This window comes from Brevibacterium sp. K11IcPPYGO002 (assembly GCF_050920635.1).
Taxonomy (GTDB): Bacteria; Actinomycetota; Actinomycetes; order Actinomycetales; family Brevibacteriaceae; genus Brevibacterium.
Genome location: NZ_CP131929.1, coordinates 1,502,905 through 1,520,753, shown reverse-complemented (window position 1 = coordinate 1,520,753; position 17,849 = coordinate 1,502,905). Strand labels below are relative to the sequence as shown.

General features: G+C 61.4%; 15 protein-coding genes. 8 read left to right on the top strand and 7 right to left on the bottom strand.

Annotated elements, in window-relative coordinates:
• The first annotated feature begins 129 nt into the window (after positions 1–129).
• Genes QYM46_RS06880 through QYM46_RS06855 form a run of 6 tightly spaced genes read left to right on the top strand, consistent with a single transcriptional unit; the run spans position 130 to position 7,859 of the window.
• Positions 130–1,503 carry an MFS transporter gene (locus QYM46_RS06880; RefSeq protein ID WP_432791329.1) on the top strand — a complete coding sequence of 458 codons (1,374 nt, stop codon included), beginning with the start codon at positions 130–132 and terminating at the stop codon, positions 1,501–1,503.
• Complete coding sequence (locus QYM46_RS06875) at positions 1,500–3,077, top strand: acyl-CoA synthetase (protein WP_211168083.1); 1,578 nt, start codon at positions 1,500–1,502, stop codon at positions 3,075–3,077. The genes QYM46_RS06880 and QYM46_RS06875 overlap by 4 nt, the downstream gene beginning before the upstream one ends.
• Positions 3,074–3,898 carry a crotonase/enoyl-CoA hydratase family protein gene (locus QYM46_RS06870; protein WP_432791328.1) on the top strand — a complete coding sequence of 275 codons (825 nt, stop codon included), beginning with the start codon at positions 3,074–3,076 and terminating at the stop codon, positions 3,896–3,898. The genes QYM46_RS06875 and QYM46_RS06870 overlap by 4 nt, the downstream gene beginning before the upstream one ends.
• A 2-nt stretch (positions 3,899–3,900) precedes the next feature.
• A complete protein-coding gene (locus QYM46_RS06865; RefSeq protein WP_432791327.1) occupies positions 3,901–5,967 on the top strand; it encodes an acetoacetate--CoA ligase in 2,067 nt (688 codons plus the stop codon).
• Positions 5,964–6,932 (top strand): 3-hydroxyacyl-CoA dehydrogenase NAD-binding domain-containing protein, encoded by a 969-nt coding sequence (locus QYM46_RS06860; protein WP_432791326.1) that lies wholly within the window; start codon positions 5,964–5,966, stop codon positions 6,930–6,932. Before QYM46_RS06865 ends, QYM46_RS06860 begins: the two co-directional genes overlap by 4 nt.
• Before the next feature lie 42 nt (positions 6,933–6,974).
• Positions 6,975–7,859, top strand: a complete 885-nt coding sequence (locus QYM46_RS06855) for an amidohydrolase family protein (protein WP_432791325.1) — start codon at positions 6,975–6,977, stop codon at positions 7,857–7,859.
• Between the two features lie 56 nt (positions 7,860–7,915).
• Here the strand turns inward: QYM46_RS06855 and QYM46_RS06850 are convergent, their stop codons facing one another.
• From QYM46_RS06850 to QYM46_RS06835, 4 genes are all read right to left on the bottom strand, one after another.
• Positions 7,916–8,497, bottom strand: coding sequence for a PadR family transcriptional regulator (locus QYM46_RS06850; RefSeq protein WP_432791324.1), 582 nt, complete (start codon positions 8,495–8,497; stop codon positions 7,916–7,918).
• Between the two features lie 78 nt (positions 8,498–8,575).
• Positions 8,576–9,979, bottom strand: coding sequence for a vanillate/3-O-methylgallate O-demethylase (gene ligM / locus QYM46_RS06845; protein ID WP_432791323.1), 1,404 nt, complete (start codon positions 9,977–9,979; stop codon positions 8,576–8,578).
• Positions 9,980–10,107: 128 nt separating this feature from the next.
• Positions 10,108–10,983 carry a formyltetrahydrofolate deformylase gene (gene purU / locus QYM46_RS06840; protein WP_432791322.1) on the bottom strand — a complete coding sequence of 292 codons (876 nt, stop codon included), beginning with the start codon at positions 10,981–10,983 and terminating at the stop codon, positions 10,108–10,110.
• A gap of 12 nt (positions 10,984–10,995) precedes the next feature.
• Complete coding sequence (locus QYM46_RS06835) at positions 10,996–11,847, bottom strand: methylenetetrahydrofolate reductase (protein ID WP_432791321.1); 852 nt, start codon at positions 11,845–11,847, stop codon at positions 10,996–10,998.
• 310 nt (positions 11,848–12,157) lie between these two features.
• On the opposite strand from QYM46_RS06835, the gene QYM46_RS06830 reads away from it, so the two are divergent.
• Positions 12,158–13,474, top strand: coding sequence for an MFS transporter (locus tag QYM46_RS06830; protein WP_248279146.1), 1,317 nt, complete (start codon positions 12,158–12,160; stop codon positions 13,472–13,474).
• A gap of 104 nt (positions 13,475–13,578) precedes the next feature.
• On the opposite strand, the gene QYM46_RS06825 is transcribed toward QYM46_RS06830, so the two are convergent.
• Together QYM46_RS06825 and QYM46_RS06820 are read right to left on the bottom strand one after the other, a co-directional pair.
• Positions 13,579–14,148 (bottom strand): acyl-CoA dehydrogenase family protein, encoded by a 570-nt coding sequence (locus QYM46_RS06825; protein ID WP_432791320.1) that lies wholly within the window; start codon positions 14,146–14,148, stop codon positions 13,579–13,581.
• Positions 14,149–14,225: 77 nt separating this feature from the next.
• Positions 14,226–14,786 (bottom strand): hypothetical protein, encoded by a 561-nt coding sequence (locus tag QYM46_RS06820; RefSeq protein WP_432791319.1) that lies wholly within the window; start codon positions 14,784–14,786, stop codon positions 14,226–14,228.
• Between the two features lie 463 nt (positions 14,787–15,249).
• On the opposite strand from QYM46_RS06820, the gene QYM46_RS06815 reads away from it, so the two are divergent.
• On the top strand, positions 15,250–15,984 hold the full coding sequence (locus tag QYM46_RS06815) for a phosphatase PAP2 family protein (RefSeq protein WP_432791318.1): 735 nt from the start codon (positions 15,250–15,252) through the stop codon (positions 15,982–15,984).
• 6 nt (positions 15,985–15,990) lie between these two features.
• On the opposite strand, the gene QYM46_RS06810 is transcribed toward QYM46_RS06815, so the two are convergent.
• Positions 15,991–17,847 (bottom strand): acyl-CoA dehydrogenase, encoded by a 1,857-nt coding sequence (locus QYM46_RS06810; RefSeq protein ID WP_432791317.1) that lies wholly within the window; start codon positions 17,845–17,847, stop codon positions 15,991–15,993.
• Positions 17,848–17,849: the final 2 nt, after the last annotated feature.

The window sequence follows — 17,849 nt, the reverse complement described above, 5'->3', positions numbered from 1 at the left end:
TCCATTCGAAAGTGGCAATTACCCGCAAACTATTGACGTTCCGTAGACAGTTTGCATAGTATCGGAACCGGTTCGATCGCCGCCGATCAGACCGCCAATCAAGTGAGCCGTTCAGTCAGCGAGGATTACATGGCTTCCGCGAACTCCACCTCAAGCAAATCAACACCGATGCTCAAGCGAGCTGCTGCGTCGGCATACCTTGGCAGCGTCATCGAATACTACGACTTCTTCGTCTACTCGGTCTGCGCCGCCCTCGTATTCAAGGACGTGTTCTTTTCCAACCTCTCCCCTGCAGTCGGCACTCTCGCCAGTCTGGCCACATTCGCCACCGGCTATCTGGCTCGTCCCCTCGGAGGCATCGTCTTCGGGCACTTCGGGGACAAGCTCGGCCGCAAACGCATGCTCGTGCTCAGCATGTTCACCATCGGTATTGCCTCAACGGCAATCGGCTTACTGCCGACCTACGAGCAGGCGGGCCTCACCGGACCAGTTCTCCTCATCGTCATCCGTGTCGTGCAGGGCGTGGCTATCGGCGGAGAATGGGGCGGAGCCATGCTCATGTCGGCCGAGCATTCGACGAAACACCGCGGCTTCTGGGCCAGTTTCACCAGTGCGGGCGCACCAACCGGGCAACTTGTCTCCGCGCTCGTCATCGCCGCAATCCTGGCGGTCATGGGCCCTGAGGAATTCATCGCCTGGGGCTGGCGTCTGCCGTTCCTCGCCTCGATCCTCCTGCTCGTCGTGGGCCTCATCGTCCGCTCGGCTGTCGCCGAATCTCCTGAGTTCCTCGCCGCGAAGGCGCGTACACCCTCCCGTCGCATCCCGATTATCGCCGCTCTGCGCGGACAGCCGGTGACCCTGCTGTTCGCCGTCGGAGTAGGCCTGTCGGCCTTTATGTTCCAGGGACTGCTCACTACCTATTCTGTGGCGTACGGGGTGCAGATCGGTGTCGAACAGCAGACGATACTCAACGCCCTGTCCTTCTCCTCGTTCTTCGCGATCTTCGGCATCATCGGCTGGTCCCGACTGTCCGATACGATCGGTCGTCGACCATTGGTCATCGCCGGGGCCATACTCATCGCCGTGTGGGGCTTCGCACTCTTCCCGATGATCGAGACCAAGAACGGCGTCATCATCACCATCGGCATGATCATCGGCCAGGGCGTCATCCACCCGATGATCTATGGACCTTTGGCCGGTCTCTACTCGGAGCTCTTCGACACCGAGCACCGCTATACCGGGGCATCCCTCGGGTACCAGATCGCCGGAATCGGCGCAGGCATTTCTCCAGTCCTGTTCGCCGCGATCATGAGCTCGACCGAATCACCGTCCACCATCCCCTTATCGATCGTCATCACGGTCGTCGCCGCCATCAGCATCCTCTGCATCTGGAGGCTCGGCGAGACGAAATCCCGCAGCCTGTCAGCCCAGAACATCGTCGAGTCGCGGCCCAGCACTCAAAACGGCACTCCGTCAGCAGCAACGGAAGGGCAGGCCCCGTGACCTTCTGCCACCCCACTCTGACCCGACTCTCCGAAGTCCAGGCCATCGACTACGGCGACAAGCCTGCAATCACTTTCGCCGGTGTCCAACACACCTACACCGAGATGCACAAACGCACCTTGACCTGCGCGGCAGAGCTGCACGCGCAGGGAGTCCGTCGTGGTGATCGCGTTGCCTACCTCGGCCCCAATCATCCGGCCCTGATCGTCGCCCTGCTCGCCTGCCTCCGCCTCGGCGCGATCTTCATCCCACTCAATTGGCGACTCGCGCCACCCGAACTCGACTACCAGCTCGCTCTCACAGAAGTGTCTCTGTTGTACGTGGCGCCCGAATCGGCCAAGGTGGCAGCAGAGCTGCAGACCGATGTCGCCCAGGAAGCGGTGCCGTGGCACGCTGCGCCCAACTCGACGATGGGTCCGCTCTTGCCGGCGGCCGATGTCGACGGCGAGCACCCGGCGTTCCTTCTCTTCACATCCGGGACTACCGGGCGCCCCAAAGGCGCGGTCCTCTCTCATGCCAACCTGATGTGGAATTCTTTCAATCTTCTCCTCAACACGGACCTCACCGCCGACGACGTCACGCTGGTCACTGCGCCTCTCTTCCACGTAATCAGCCTCAACCAGCAGGTGATGACCAGTTACCTGCGTGGGGCGCACATGCTCATCGAACCGCGGTGGGACATCGACCGCGCGTTCGATGCCGTCGAGCACGAAGGGCTCACCTGGATGGCCGGGGTCACAACGATGTTCGCGGACATGCTGCAGTCGTCGAGGTGGGAAAGTGCTGACCTGTCCTCGCTGCGATTCGTCAATTCAGGCGGTGCACCGATCCCTGTCTCCCTGATCAAGAGCTACCAAGCGAGGGGCATCATGTTCTGCCAAGGCTACGGACTCACCGAGACCTCCCCGGGCTGCACTTTCCTGCCCGCTGCGCACGCCCTCGACAAGGCCGGATCGGCCGGACGTGCCGTGCCCTTCACCGAAGTCGATATCCGCGATGTCTCCGGAAATTCGTGCTCCCCCGGAGTCAAGGGCGAAATCGTCGCCCGCGGCCCCAACGTCACCAATGGCTATTGGCATGATTCGAATGCCACCGGTCAGGCATTCTCCCCTGGCGGATGGTTCCATACTGGCGACATCGGCTACCTCGACGACGACGGATTCCTCTTCATCGTCGACCGGCTCAAGGACATGTTCATCTCCGGTGGTGAGAACGTCTATCCCGCCGAGGTGGAGTCAGCGCTCTTCGAGCATCCAAGTGTCAGCGAAGCCGCGGTGGTCGCCGCAGCCGATGAGAGGTGGGGCGAGGTCGGCCATGCCTTCATCGTCGCAGCTGATTCGGACACCCGACCGACGCCGGATGAACTGAGCGACTACCTGATCGCTCGCCTAGCCAAATACAAGGTGCCGAAGTATTTCAGCCTCGTCGACGAACTCCCACGCACCGGCTCAGGAAAGATACACAAGGTCTCCTTGCGCGCCGCTGATGGGCTCGGCGCACACTCGAATCCCACAGCGACGACCACAAACCCGGAATATCCAGCACCATCCGCACCATCGAAGGACCACAGATGACCCACCTCCCCTCGTCCCGCGTCACAGGCGTCTCCGAAAAGCCGAAGTCGACCGAAATCTCCGAAGCCCTCCGGTTCGCTGCCGAGGGTGACATCGGAGTTCTCACTCTCGATCGGCCTGCCAAGCGCAACGCCCTCGACGATGCGACGATTGCCGCTCTCGGCGAATTCTTCCGCACCCTGCCCGCGGTCTCGGCCATAGTGCTGACATCCGTCGGCGAGCATTTCTGCGCGGGGCTCGATCTGTCCGAGATGGCTGAGCGCGACGCCGTGGGCGGACTCCACCACTCACGTTCCTGGCACACGACGATGAATGCGATCACCGATTCCGAGATCCCCGTCATCGCCGTCCTACAGGGCGGAGTCATCGGCGGCGGCCTCGAACTCGCGACCGCCGCGCACCTGCGGGTGGCCGAGGAGTCCGCATACTTCGCCCTGCCCGAGGGCAAACGCGGTCTCTTCGTCGGCGGAGGCGCCTCGGTACGGGTGCCCCGCCTCATCGGACTCAGCCGAGTCCAAGACATGATGCTCACCGGCCGCCGCTTCGACGCCTCCGAAGCCGAGAGCATCGGACTCGTCAACTACCGCGTCCCCGCCGGCGAAGGTCCGGCCAAGGCCCGGGAGCTAGCGGCGTCGATCGCTTCGAACTCCCCGGTGACGAACTATGCGATCACCCAAGCGCTGCCGCGCATCGCCGAAACCGGCCGCGACGAAGGTTACCTGCTGGAGGCACTCATGGCCTCCGTGGCCCAGTCGAGTGCCGAGGCAAAGGGGCTCATGCGTGCCTTCCTCGATGGCTCGGGCCCCAAAGTGAGGAAGTGAACATGGCTTCGATCATTCGAGAAGTCCCCTCCGGAGCAATCGGAAACAGCAGAATCGGCGACTTCCTGACCTGGGTGAACGAAAAGCACGGAATGTTTCTCACCAGCTGGAACGAGCTCTACAACTGGTCGGTCACCGACATCGAGGACTTCTGGGAATCTGTGTGGGACTATTTCGGCGTCTCCAGCCACACACCGTATGAGTCGGTGCTCGAAGAGCGTGTCATGCCTCATGCGAAATGGTTCACCGGTGCCACGCTCAACTATGCCGAGCACTCCCTCGGCGCCCCCGAGCAGGCAGACGACCTCGCCGTCACCGCGGTCTCCCAGACCCGCGACGGCTTCACCCTGAGCTTCGACGACCTGCGCTCCGAGGTCGCTCGAGTCCGTACCGGTCTCATCTCGCTCGGCGTGACCAAGGGAGATCGTGTCGTGGGCTACCTGCCCAACCAGCCCGAGGCACTCGTGGCGTTCCTTGCCGCTGCGAGTCTCGGCGCAATCTGGGCAAGCTGCGCGCCCGAGTTCGGCACCCAGTCGGTCATCGACCGCTTCTCCCAGGTCGAGCCCACCGTTCTGCTGGCGATCCCCGGCTACAGATACGGGGCCAAGGACGTCGCACGCTCCGACGAACTCGCCGAGGTGGTCGCCGCCCTGCCGACACTGACCCACCTCGTCCACGTCGAATACGGATCGTTCAGTCTCGACGCGGAACTGCACGAGGCCTTCACAACAGGCGCCGGGCTCGACCATCCGATCGCCGTCGTCGACTACGTTGAGTTAGGGACCACATCTGCGGGAATCGACGAGCCGACGACGGTCGAAAGTTCTCCGGACACGGCACTCACCGGGGTCGAATTCGAGCCGGTCCCCTTCGACCACCCCCTGTTCATCCTCTTCTCCTCGGGAACAACGGGGAAACCGAAGGCCATCGTGCACAGCCACGGAGGCATTCTGCTCGAGACGCTGAAGAATCACGGCCTGCACTTCGACCTGGGCCCGGGCAGCCAATTCTGCTGGTTCTCGACGACCGCGTGGATGATGTGGAACGCGCTGGTCGGCGGACTCGTCGTCGGCTCGGGAATCGTCATGATCGATGGCAATCCGAACTACCCCGATTCGAAGGAACTGTGGCGCATCGCGGCGAATACCCGCACTACGCTCATGGGTATGGCTCCCGGATCGATCATGAGCGCACGCAAGGAAGGCACTCGTCCCACGGAGGAATTCGATCTGGCCTCCGTCGAACAGTTCGGAGCGGCTGGCTCCCCGCTGCCGGCCGAGGGCTTCGAATGGCTTGTCGAACAGTTCGGGCAGGATGTGTTGGTCAATGTAGGCTGCGGCGGCACTGATGTGTGCACCGGAATCCTCCAGGGCTCACCACTGGCCCCCGTGTATTCCGGTGAGATGACGGCGCCCTCGCTTGGATTTGCCGCCAAAGCCTACGACTCGGACGGGCAGGAGGTCCTCGACGAGCTCGGAGAGCTCGTCATCACCGAGCCGGTTCCCTCGATGCCCGTGACTTTCTGGGGTGAGGATGGCGATGACCGATTCGAGAAGGCCTACTTCGAGAAGTTCCCCGGTATCTGGCAGCACGGCGACTGGGTGCGCTTCTCCTCCGACGGTGGAGTCGTTGTCACCGGCCGCTCCGACGCTACCCTGAACCGAGGCGGGGTGCGGCTGGGCACTGCGGACTTCTATTCCGTCCTCGACACGCTCGACGAAGTGGCCGATGGCCTGGTGATCCACCTGGAAGATCCTGACGGCGGAATGGGAGAACTCGTGGTCTTCGTCCAGACCGAATCCGGCGTGCCCTTTACTGACGACCTGTCGGTCCGCGTCCGCAGGGAACTCAAGACTCGGCTCTCCCCTAGGCACATTCCTGACGAGATCGTTCCGGTGACGAAGGTGCCGCTCGGACGCACGGGCAAGAAGCTCGAAGTCCCGGTCAAACGCATCGTCCAGGGCGCCGCTCTCGACGAGGTCGCGAGCCTCGGTGCCTTGCAGGATCCGAACTCGCTCGACGAGTACGTCGCTTTTGCCGAAGCACGGAGGGAAAGGGATTCAGCATGAACGCTGCGGAGAACACGCGGTCGCCGAATCATCAGGATGAAAGACTCGCAATCGCTGTCGTCGGCACCGGAGTCATCGGGGCGGCCTGGGTATCGGGCTTCCTGGCCGCAGGTCACAGCGTCACCGCCTTCGACCCTGCTGATGGAGCCGAGGAACGACTGCTTGAGCAGGTGAAGAGCAATCTCGAGATGACCACCGGAGTCAGCCACTCGCAGCTGAATCGCCTGGCCTTTGCGTCCACACTCGCCGAGTCGGTCGGCTCTGCCGACTTCGTCCAGGAGAACGGCCCAGAGCGCCTCGAAGTCAAGCAGGCGATGCTTGCCGAGATCGACGCAGCGGCACCCGAGGCGACAATCATCGCCTCATCGACGTCGGGCTTCGCCCCGAGCGAGATCTCAGCGGAAGCGACGAAAGCTCCGAGCCGCATCGTCGTCGGACACCCCTTCAACCCAGCCCACCTCATCCCGTTGGTAGAAGTGGTCCCCACGCCCGGAGCCTCCCCAGAGCTCGTCGACCGGGCGCTGTCGATCTACCGGTCGATTGGGAAGAAACCCATCCTCGTCCGAGCCGAGCTCCCAGGCCACGTAGTCAACCGTCTCCAGGCCGCGCTGTGGCAGGAGACCTATTCATTGGTCAATGAGGGCGTGGTCTCTGTGTCAGACATCGACACTGCGATCTCATACGGCCCCGGCCTGCGGTGGGCGATCCTCGGGCCGTTGGCTCAGCAAGCATTGTCCGGAGGCGCCGGCGGAATGCGTCACGTCCTTGACCATCTCGGACCGCCGCAAGAGGTGTGGATGCACGACCTCAAGAAGGTACATCTCGACGAAGATCTCAAGGGGAAACTCATTGCCGGCGTCGACGACGAACTCGTGGACAGGGACACCACTGCCATCGCTCGCCAACGCGATGAGATGCTCATCCGCCTGCTCGAGCTCAAGCAGCGCTATGAGGAGCTTCCCTGACCCGCAAAGTTCCTGTTCACACCACCACGAGGAATGACACCGATGATCTACAAGTCAGCCATCGACACCGAAACGATCCGTGCCATCGACGTCCACACCCACGTCGAAGCCGACGACCACCAGCACACTTCGCTCGACCAAGAGCTACTCGACGCTTCGGCGGGGTACTTTCGGGCATCGGTTCCACGCACCCCGACCGTTGCCGATCTTGCCGACTACTACCGCGAGCGGAAGATGGCGGCAGTGATCTTCACGGTCGACGCCACGTCAGCGCTCGGCGGACATCCGCCGGTTTCATCCGAGATGATCGCCGAACAGGCGGCGGAACACAACGACGTCCTCATTCCCTTCGGATCTGTCGATCCTCGAAAGCCGGCCGAGGCGGTCGACCGCATTCATGACCTCGCGACGAACTACGGAGTCAGAGGCATGAAGTTCCACCCCAGTCTGCAGGGGTTCGATCCGAGCGACTCCGCCTGCTACCCGATCTACGAGGCGTGTGCCGAACACGATCTCGTCGCGCTCTTCCACACGGGCCAGACCGGAATCGGTGCCGGGCTGCCCGGGGGCCGCGGGATCAAGCTGAGGTATTCGGACCCGATGCTCCTCGACGATGTCGCGGCAGATTTTCCAGGACTGACTATGATCCTCGCTCACCCGTCCGTGCCCTGGGCAGACGCATCGATCTCGATCGCCACGCACAAGGCCAACGTTTTCATCGACCTCTCCGGGTGGTCGCCGAAGTACTTCCCACCGCAGCTGACCCGGGCCATCGGATCGATGCTCAAGGAGAAGGCTCTCTTCGGTTCCGACTTCCCTCTCATCACCCCCGAGAGATGGATCAGCGACTTCGAGAAGCTGGGTGTCAAGGAAGACGCAGTGCCTCTGATCATGAAGGACAATGCTCTGCGCGTACTGCGCCTGTGAGAGTCAGACCGGGCTGCCGTCGGCCGGAAAAGCACAGTTGGCCGAGAAGCTTGCCTTCACCCCTCGAGGTGCTCGGTCAGCTTGAGCCCTCGCTGTGCCCACGCGATCTCACTTCGGGCACGATCAGCGAGTCCTTCGTAGGCGAACCGCTTGTAGGTGATTGTCATCTCACGGTCCTCGTCGGCCGTGACCGCAAGCCGCCGGTTGAGCATCGGTGATTCGAGCCCATCGATATTGGCGATCTCGTCTTCGATGTACTCGAGTTCACCTGTCCATACTTCGATGTGATTGCGAAGGAAGGAAATGCGCGCTTCGTGGTTCGCCGACTCGAGGTAGGCGGCTTTCAGATGAGATGCATCGCGCGTGCGCTGATACTTCAGAGGAGAATTCATCCACTCGATGAATGATGCCTCGCCTGACTCGGTGACGTGATAGACCCGACGCATCCCGGCGGTGCCTCGCGTCTGTTCTTCGGGAAGGATGAGTCCTTCTGCGGCCATCTTGCGCAGTTCCGGATAGATCTGCGAGTCGGGGGCGTGCCAGACATGGCCCACCGAAAGTGAGAACTGCTTGGCAAGATCATAGCCCGACATCGGTTCGATCCGGAGAAGCGCAAGGATGGCACTGCGTAGACTCATCTCGTTGATCCTGTTCTGTTTATCCGAAGACGAAGAGGGTCCGGGCTGTTCAACCCGGACCCTCTCACACTATCGTTCTCAGGCTTTGTAGCCGGTACGCCATCCTCCCTGGTAGGTCTGACGCGCAACAGTCGAGTACGGCACGGGGCTGACTACCGCGCGAACCTCGGTCTGCTCGTGTGGCTCGACTGAAGCCTTGGTGGTCCCGCCGTCCGGCTCGCCCCAGACGACCTTGAGCTCTGCCCCTTCGGGAACGTCAGGATCGACGACGGCCAGGGAGAGCCCCCGATGCTCGTTCGCCGAATAGCCTGTGAACATCGAGAAGCCGACCGTGTTGCCGTCGGCGTCGATCACCTTGTCGTAATTGGCCGAACCGTAGTTCGCCAGCGGAAGGTCGAAGTACTTGAAGTTCGGACCATCGACGTTCAGCGGCGAGGAGAGAACTTTGCCCAGATCGTCGGCGTCCCACGCGAGGGTGACCTTCCTGCGCTGCGCGGCCGGATCCATCTTCTCCAGGGCGCTGCGGCCGATGAAGTCGTGATCGAACTTGACGAACGATCCGTAGCCGAGTTCCCAAGGCGTCAGATAGTAGTCTTCGATGTTCTCCGAGACGAACGAACCTGCAAGAGTTCCGGTCGCTTCGTAGCTGTCGGCGCCGAGCCATTCGCGGAATGTCCGTTCTGCCTCGCCGGTGTAGATCGCGGGCAGCGGGGAGGGAATCCATCCCGATTCGAGGGTGTTCGATGGGTAGGCGCGCGAACCGACCTGGAGCATGCCGAACTGACTGCCGGCCTCAACGATAGCGTCACGGATGACCTTGTGGTCATCATATGGACCCCACAGCTCCAGGCCGGGGGCACCTGCCATGCCGTGACGCAGTGTGCGCACCTGCTTGCCTGCAATGGTCATCGACGCCATATTGAAGAAGCCGATCTTCTCCAGCGGTCCGCCGTTGAGCTCCTCGATGATGTCCCATGCTTTGGGGCCTTGGATCTGGTAGCGGTAGTAGCGACGACTGACGGGATCACCGTAGGGACGCGACGGAGATCGACGGTCGACCTCGATGTCGAGATCCTTGTAGTCGCCCGTCTCCGCGTGGAACATCAGCCAGTTCGACGCCGGCGCACGACCGACGTAGACGTACTCGTTCTCTGCTTCATGGAAGAGGATTCCGTCGCCGATGACGTGTCCCGACGCTGTAGTCGGCACGTACTGCTTGGCCTTGTTCACAGCGAACTTCGCAACCGAGTTGATTGCTGTGTCGGAAATCAGCTTGATGGCGTCAGCACCGCGCAGGAAGACATTGTCCATGTGGTGCGATTGGTCATAGAGGACAGCCGTTTCTCGCCAAGCGCGCTGTTCCTTGATCCAGTTCGAGAAGTCCGCAGGAACAACAGGATAGATATAGGATCCGATCTGCGAGTTGCGGAGCAGTTCGACAGGATTGCTCTTGTCGAGAATCTGTTGGAGATTGTCAGTCATCGTCGATGAACCTCTCTTGTTGTCAGGGATGCTCCGTACTGAAGCATCCGTTCTTCTTTGGTGTTGGTCGGGAATTGATGCGTTGATGTGGCCGACTCCGACGGACGGGGGGGGGAACAGGCCTCAGATCAGTCGAACACGATGGTCTGGTTGCCATGCCGGATGACGCGGTCATCGGCATGCAGTCGTACTGCCTTCGACAGCACTGCCCGTTCCACGTAGGCGCCTCTCGCCTGCATGTCTCCGGCAGTCATCGTGTGGTCGACCCGGGCGACGTCCTGTTCGATGATCGGCCCTTCGTCGAGATCCTTCGTCACGTAGTGGCTGGTCGCTCCGATGAGCTTCACACCACGTTCCTTGGCTTTCCTGTATGGCCCCGCGCCGATGAAGGCGGGTAGGAACGAATGGTGGATGTTGATCACGGGAACTTCGACATCATCGAGAAACGACTCGGACAGGATCTGCATGTACCTGGCAAGGACGACGAGATCGACGTTGCCAGCCAGCAGCTCGATGATGCGTACTTCTGCTGCGGATTTGTCCGGCCCCTGCGAAGGTACGTGGAAGAACGGGACGCCGAAGCTTCGCACCGCATCGGCGACGTCGGTGTGGTTCGAGATCACCAGGGGAATCGAGACCGGTAGTTCACCGCGCTGATGCCTCCACAGCAGTTCGAGCAGACAGTGATCACTCTTCGAGGCGAGCACAGCCATGCGCTTGAGAATCTTCTGCTCCACAAGGCGGTAATGCACTCCGAGGGGATCGAGAGTAGACGCAAGATCCGCCTGAATTTCAGGAACCGCAGCAGAGAGCCCCTCCCTGTGGAAGACGACACGCTGAAAGAAGTCCCCGCCTTCAGGATCGGTCGTGTGTTGGTCGAGGGAGACTATGTTGCCGTCGTTTCGCGCAATGAATGAGGTGACGGTTGATACCAGTCCGGATTGATCGGGGCCGGTGACGATCAGGGTTGCGTAGTCTTTGCGCTTTTCGGCGAGGTCGGTCATTCGATCACCACCTCACGTTTCTGCGTCGAACTTCTGCGCCCACTCGGCGGTGGCCAGCAGTCCGCCGAAGGTATAGAAGTGCGTCTTCAGGGTCTCCGGTGATTCCAGCCCCTCAGCCCGGTCAGACAAGTCTCGAACGAACCTGTCTGGACCGGCGGTGCCGACGAGATTCGTCAGTGAGAACCCGTACTTCTTGACGATTCCTGCACTTGTCCCTACACCGAATCGTCGGGCGTAGCCGAGCAGTCTCTTGATACCCGCCGGACCAGGTGTGCCTATCCGGATGACCGAATCGATGCCATGTTTGCGAACATCTCTGACCCATTCGCTGACGCGCTGCGCGTCGAATGCGAACTGGGTGAGCACAACCTGGTCCAGATTCTGTTCAGCCAACGCAGACGTCTTTGCGTCCAGGTGATACCAGAGAACGTCGTCGCTGATATCGGGATGCCCCTCGGGATAGCCACCGAGGCTGACTTCGGCAACGCCGTAGTCCTGCAGGATTCCAGTACGGATAACCGACAGCGAATCCTCGTAGGGACCTTCCGGCGCAGCGGGATCGCCCCCGACGACGAATATATGGTTCGTCGCATTGACTTGCTGCAACGCATCGAGAAAATCTCTGAGCTCCCGTTCGGACTTGAGCCGACGGGCGGAGATGTGGGGAACCGGAACGAATCCCATATCAGCGACGGCCTTCGACGCCTCGACTCGCATCGGGAGATCTTCATTGCCGAGGAAAGTCACGTTGATCCGAGTCCCCGGCGGGATCGCATGGGCTGCTTCTCTGAGATTGGGAATGTCCTTTCCTGTCATCTCGAGCGAGAAGTCGTCCAGTAGGTCCGTTGCAGTAAGTGACACCACGGTGAAAGTCCTTTCGTCAACACTGCTTCGTGTTTTCCAAATCACTATATGCATAGGTACTTACCTATGTCTATAGGTAACACTTCGAGCAGTCGATTCCTGCGTGCCCCACATAAATAGCAGGCGTCGACACCATCTGCAGAGGCAATCAGGCAACAGCCGGACATTGCCGACACAAACGGACGCTGATAATGTGCACCACATCACCATTTACCTATCGGAATAGGTATGCCGCAGCGAGGCGGCTCCAGCCGATACATCTGAATCGGAGAAATGCGTGGATCTACGAGAACGAATCAACAATTCCCACATGTCGGCGTATCAATGGCTGATCGTCGGCATCTGCACTTTCCTCAATGCACTCGACGGGTACGACGTCCTGGCCATCTCATTCACATCGAACGAAGTCAGCGACGAGTTCACCCTGTCAGGGACTGCATTGGGGCTCGTCATGAGCTCAGCACTCCTCGGTATGGCAGTCGGCGCACTGGTACTTGGCCCGATTGCCGATCGGATCGGACGCAAGAACATGATGATGTTCGCGCTCGTCGTCAATGCCGTCGGGCTGTTCTTCACCGCCACCTCGTCGTCGGCTGCTGAACTCGGCCTCTGGCGCGTCGTCACAGGGCTGGGCATCGGCGGCATCCTTGTCAGCACCAACGTCATCTCGGCCGAATACGCATCGCGCCGACGACGCGGCCTGGCTATCAGCATCTACGCCGCCGGCTACGGGATCGGCGCCGCCATCGGCGGAAGCATAATGATCAGCCTCATCGGAGCATTCGGCTGGCGGTCAGTCTTCGTCTTCGGCGGTAGCTTGACTGTCGTGTCTTTGATCTTCGTCGTTTGGCTGGTGCCAGAGTCCGCGTCGTACCTCTACAACAGGAAGCCGTCCGACGCGCAGAAGCGCCTCGACACCATCGCCTCGAAACTTGGATATACGGAACCGGTCGACCTCTCTGCAGCAGAAACGAATATGGAAGCTGGTGCGGGCACCGGCAAGGGCATGGGATCACTGCTCAACCGCCGCAATCGTCGAGTCACCCTCGTCGTCTGGGCTACTTTCTTCATCGTCATGTTCGGGTTCTATTTCGTCAACTCGTGGACTCCGCGCCTGATGAATGAGACAGGGCTCAGCGAGTCATTGTCTATGGTTGTCACTGTGGGCCTGACTGTAGGCGGGGCCATCGGTTCAGTGGTCTTCGGACTCTTCACCGCGCGCTGGTCGACCCGAACCGTCCTGATGGCCTTCTCGGTCCTGGCCGCGGTATTCATGGCAATCTTCGTCTTCACCGCACAGTGGCTGGCGATCGTCATCGTCTTCGGTGTGTTGGTGGGAATGTTCACCAACGGCTGCATCGCCGGCCTCTATGTCCTCACACCGCAGTCCTACTCGGCGCCGATGCGGTCGACGGGGTCAGGATGGGGAATCGGCATCGGGCGTTTCGGTGCCATCATCGCTCCGACAGCCACCGGCGCCCTGCTCGACAGCGGCTGGAGCCCGCAGGCGATCTACGTGCTCGTCGGCGTCATCTTGCTCCTGGCAGCGCTCGCATTGCTCGGCATGCGCGGCATCGATGTCGAAGCGAATCGAAAGCCGGAGCCTGTGACCAACACTGCTCCCTAGGGAGTTTCTCCTACGCGGAAATTCGAATCAAACGACGGAGAGTAGAGCCCACCAAGGGACTCCCCATCGGCGCTCGGGAGCCGAGAGGCTGACATGTCTGCGACTCAGACGAATGCGGATTCCCCCGTCAGTGCCCGACCGACGATGAGCGCAGTGACTTCGTGTGTGCCCTCATAGGAATAGACCGCCTCGGCGTCGGCGAAGAACCGCGCCGCGCCGTTCTCGAGCAGGATCCCGTTGCCTCCGAGAACCTCACGAGCCAGCGCAACGGATTCCCGCGCCATTCGGGCAGTCTGCATCTTCGCTAAGGCAGAATTCGCATCGACGAAGTTGCCGGCGTCCTGCTGCGCCGAGAGCTGGACGACCATGCCCAATGATGCAGTGAGATTGCCCAGGATCCGCGCGAGCTTTTCCTGGACCAACTGGTAGCCGCCGATCGGCCGGCCGAACTGCTCACGCTTCTTCACGTACGCGAGTGCCGCGTCAAGAGCTCCGGCCTGCAGACCGGTGGCGATCCACGCCACGTCCGATCTCATCACACGCAGAATCCGGTTAACGTCACGCCAGGAATTCACCTCGAGCAGTCGGGCCGATTCGGGGACCTCTACATCTGCAAACCTGATCGTAGAGTTCTCCATCGGACGCAGAGCGACCTTGCCGACCATGGTGTCCATACTCAGACCCCGGCTGACACGCGGAACCAGAAAGACTTTGACCTGGGAGTCCGCGACATCGCGCGCGAAGACCGCGATCAGGTCAGCCGTCGACGCGCCTCCGATCCATCGCTTCGCGCAGCGATGATCCACCGGCCTTCGCCGTTTCCTGCGTCCCCGTCGAATCGCGCAGTGGTGGCAAGACTTCCGGCGATGTCGGACCCGTGGTCAGGCTCGGTCAGAGCGAAGGCTCCCGAGAGGGCGAAGGAACGCACTTTCGGGTCGAGGTCCGCGACCTGCTCGGGCGCGCCGCCGTGGCGGACAGCGGCCCGGAAGAGTCCCGACTGACCGTTGTACATCGTGGCCACGGACACGTCGGTGCGCGCGAGGACATAGTTGCGGAAGCCTGAGAACATGCTCGAATCCGCTTCCACCTCAGCGACGCCTTCGGGTCGCATGAGGTCAAGTGACACCAGAGCCTCGCGTACGGCGGGAGGCATCGACGCTGACTCCCAGGCCCGAGACATAAGTGGGCCCACCTCCTCTGCGAGCACTGAGCGTAGCTTGTCAAGTGCGTCTCTGGCGGCTTGGCTCAGATGCGTCGAGGCAAACCCGTACGGGTCGAGTCCGATGGTTGTCCCCGAATCGATGATCGGCATTCTGCAGTATTTCCGTCCTTCGGCCTGTGTCCAGTGTGAGTGGGTTCACATAGAATCAAAAGCACAATAATCCTGATAACCAATCCGGAGATGCGAACATGCACACCTGACGAGTCCCGGATCTCAGCCTGCGTCAGCGCACCTTGGCCATCCGGACGGCCAACTTCAACGAGTCACCTCGGGCTGGTCAGCTCACCCTCTCGAACTCTTCTGAACAGATCCGCTTCATACAGCCGTCGCACCGCACCTCCGATCATCAAGTGATGGGGCCTCCCGTAGGACGAAAGTCAGATGACGACACGCTGGAGCAGGAGTGGAGTTGCCGCTGAGGGGAATGACCGCGCAACCGGTGCAGAATCAGACGCTGCGGTCGAACGACAACGTTGGAACTCCGAACAGAATTCACCGTTTCTTTATCCCCCACAGCAGAAGTGATTGTCCACTCCGTCTAAAATCGACCCTGATGGTTGCTGAACACTATGTCGAATCCGAGAAGACGATCAGCAGCCCCTCAGATCGCAGTCAGTGGACGGAACGAGCACAGGGGTTGCTGTCCTGGGCAACCTCATTCTGGGTCTTGGCGATCGCCTTCGTCATCGTCACAATCGCTGCGGCCGGTCCCCTGCGAGTCTGGGACTACAAGCTCAATCGACGATGGCTCTATCTCTTCGAACCCGACCTCGTCTGGTTCTTTCAGCACATCCTCGATCCCATCGCCGGTCAGGCCGTCTGCCTTCCCGTTCTGGTGATCACCGCGATCGTTCTGGCACGCAGACGCCGGTCCTGGCGACCGATCGTCTTCGCGATCGCCGTCGAAGCGGCTTTCTATCTCGGCGTCGGTTCGCTCAAGGTCCTCCTCGCCCGACCGGCGACGACCCTGCACGATCCGCGATTCTTCCACGGCGGTCTGATCGAGATCGGCGGCCGTGGAATCAGCTACCCGTCCGGGCACGCGGCCGAAGCCGTACTCATCTATGGTGCAGTCGCCTATCTCATCGCCACATACGGCAACGTCACCACACGCACCGTGCGCCTGCTGTGGTGGGGTGTCGCCGCGGTCAGCGTGAATTCAGTGGTCGTGTCCTTCACCCTCGGCTGGCACTGGGCCACCGACCTCATCGGGGGGCTGCTGATCGGCGGAGTCTTCCTGCGACTGCTCATCATCGCCGACAGGCGAATACCCGATCTCAACACCTGAGGGCAGTCACAGCCAAGTGTCATCGAGATCGGCGAACGTCGTCACTCTGCTTTCAACAAGATCGAACCACGGTCCGGTCTGCGGCAGTTCGTGGGCGAAGAAGTACCGCGCCGCGGCGATCTTGCCGTTGAGGAACGCCGACTCGCCGTGGTCGCCCGCGGTCGCTTCGGCCGCCATTCCCTGTTGCAGCCACAGCCACGCCATCACGGTGTGTCCGACTGCTTCCAGATAGGTCCACGCGTTGTCGAGCGCCGCCGCAGGATCCCCGCTCGACCATACCGTCGCGGTCACGGATTCGATGCGATCGACGGCCTTCCTCAGCGCTGCGGTCTCAGCGGACCAAGTCGAACGGCCGGCCGCCTCGGCGAGGGTCTCCCGCATCTGCTCCAGCAGCACCTGCAAACCCGCACCACCGTTCATAACGACCTTGCGACCGAGAAGATCCTTGGCCTGGATGCCATGCGTGCCCTCGTGGATCGGGTTGAGCCGATTGTCACGGTAGAGCTGTTCGACATCGTGATCGCGGGTGTAACCGGCCCCGCCGAGAACCTGGATGGCGTGGTCGTTGGCCTTCAGGCACCACACGCTCGGCCAGGTCTTGACGATCGGCGTGAGCACGTCCAGCAGCAGTGCGGCACGATCGCACTCCGCCTGGGTCTCAGCGGTTTCGGATTCGTCGAGCAGACGTGCGGCATAGAGGATGAGTCCGAGCCCGCCCTCGACGTAGCTCTTCGACGACAGGAGCATGCGACGGACATCGGAGTGCTCGGCGATCGGGACCGTCGGAACATCGGATCCCTTGGCACCGTCGGGACGACCCTGACGGCGGTCGCGGGCATAGCGGAGGGCATCGAGGTACCCGTGGTAGCCCAGCCCGACCGCACCGGCACCGACACCGATGCGGGCCTCGTTCATCATGTGGAACATGCAGGCCAGCCCCTTGCCCCGCTCCCCCACAAGGTAGCCGACCGCACCGGCAGAACCGGCCGGGGTGTGCGCCCCCTCGCCGAAGTTGAGCAGCGTGTTCGTCGTTCCGCGCCATCCCATCTTGTGGTTGAGTCCCGACAGCACGACGTCATTGCGTTCGCCGAGGCTGCCATCGACGTTGACGAGGTACTTCGGAACGAGGAACAGACTCAGCCCCTTGACCCCTGGCCCGTCGCCCTCGGCACGGGCCAGGACAAGGTGGACGATGTTCTCCGAGAGTTCGTGATCGCCACCGGAGATCCACATCTTCGTCCCATGGACACGGAAGGCATCGTCGCCGCTGTCGGGATCCGGTACAGCTTTCGTCGTGACGTCGCCCAATGAGGAGCCGACCTCGGGTTCGGACAGGCACATGGTGCCGAAGAACCGGCCATCGAGCTCGGGCACAACGTACTTCTCGATCTGCTCCTCGGTTCCATATTCGAGCAGCAGATTGGCATTGGCCATGGTCAGCATCGGGTAGCTGGCGGTGCCGATGTTGGCCGCCTGGAACCAGGCGAAGCAGGCCTTCGCGATCGTCTGCGGCAGCTGAATGCCGCCGACGCTCTCATCCATCGTCGCCGACAGCAGGCCGATGCCGGCGAACTGGTCGAGCGCAGACTTGATCTCAGGAATCAGCGTCACCGCGGTACCGTCGAAAGTCGGCTCGTTGAGGTCGGACTTGCGTGCATGAGTGGCGAACCGTTCCTTGGCAAGCTCCTCGCTGGCTTCGAGCACGGAATCGAAGACCTCACGAGAATGATCGGAGAAGCGAGGACGTTCGCAGAGTTCGTCGACCTTGAGCCAGTCATAGAGTTGGAACTCGATGTCCTTGGCGGAGAGGATGGATTCTGTCGCAGTCGTCAAGACGCCATTGCCTTCAATCTGTTCGGTCACGA

Excerpts from the sequence above, each read along its gene's own strand:
- ligM (WP_432791323.1), bottom strand. The coding sequence starts at position 9,979 with ATGACTGACAATCTCCAACAGATTCTCGACAAGAGCAATCCTGTCGAA.
- QYM46_RS06830 (WP_248279146.1), top strand. The coding sequence starts at position 12,158 with ATGTCGGCGTATCAATGGCTGATCGTCGGCATCTGCACTTTCCTCAAT.
- QYM46_RS06815 (WP_432791318.1), top strand. The coding sequence starts at position 15,250 with ATGGTTGCTGAACACTATGTCGAATCCGAGAAGACGATCAGCAGCCCC.
- QYM46_RS06860 (WP_432791326.1), top strand. The coding sequence starts at position 5,964 with ATGAACGCTGCGGAGAACACGCGGTCGCCGAATCATCAGGATGAAAGA.
- QYM46_RS06850 (WP_432791324.1), bottom strand. The coding sequence starts at position 8,497 with ATGAGTCTACGCAGTGCCATCCTTGCGCTTCTCCGGATCGAACCGATG.
- QYM46_RS06855 (WP_432791325.1), top strand. The coding sequence starts at position 6,975 with ATGATCTACAAGTCAGCCATCGACACCGAAACGATCCGTGCCATCGAC.
- purU (WP_432791322.1), bottom strand. The coding sequence starts at position 10,983 with ATGACCGACCTCGCCGAAAAGCGCAAAGACTACGCAACCCTGATCGTC.
- QYM46_RS06880 (WP_432791329.1), top strand. The coding sequence starts at position 130 with ATGGCTTCCGCGAACTCCACCTCAAGCAAATCAACACCGATGCTCAAG.
- QYM46_RS06870 (WP_432791328.1), top strand. The coding sequence starts at position 3,074 with ATGACCCACCTCCCCTCGTCCCGCGTCACAGGCGTCTCCGAAAAGCCG.
- QYM46_RS06865 (WP_432791327.1), top strand. The coding sequence starts at position 3,901 with ATGGCTTCGATCATTCGAGAAGTCCCCTCCGGAGCAATCGGAAACAGC.
- QYM46_RS06825 (WP_432791320.1), bottom strand. The coding sequence starts at position 14,148 with ATGGACACCATGGTCGGCAAGGTCGCTCTGCGTCCGATGGAGAACTCT.
- QYM46_RS06820 (WP_432791319.1), bottom strand. The coding sequence starts at position 14,786 with ATGCCGATCATCGATTCGGGGACAACCATCGGACTCGACCCGTACGGG.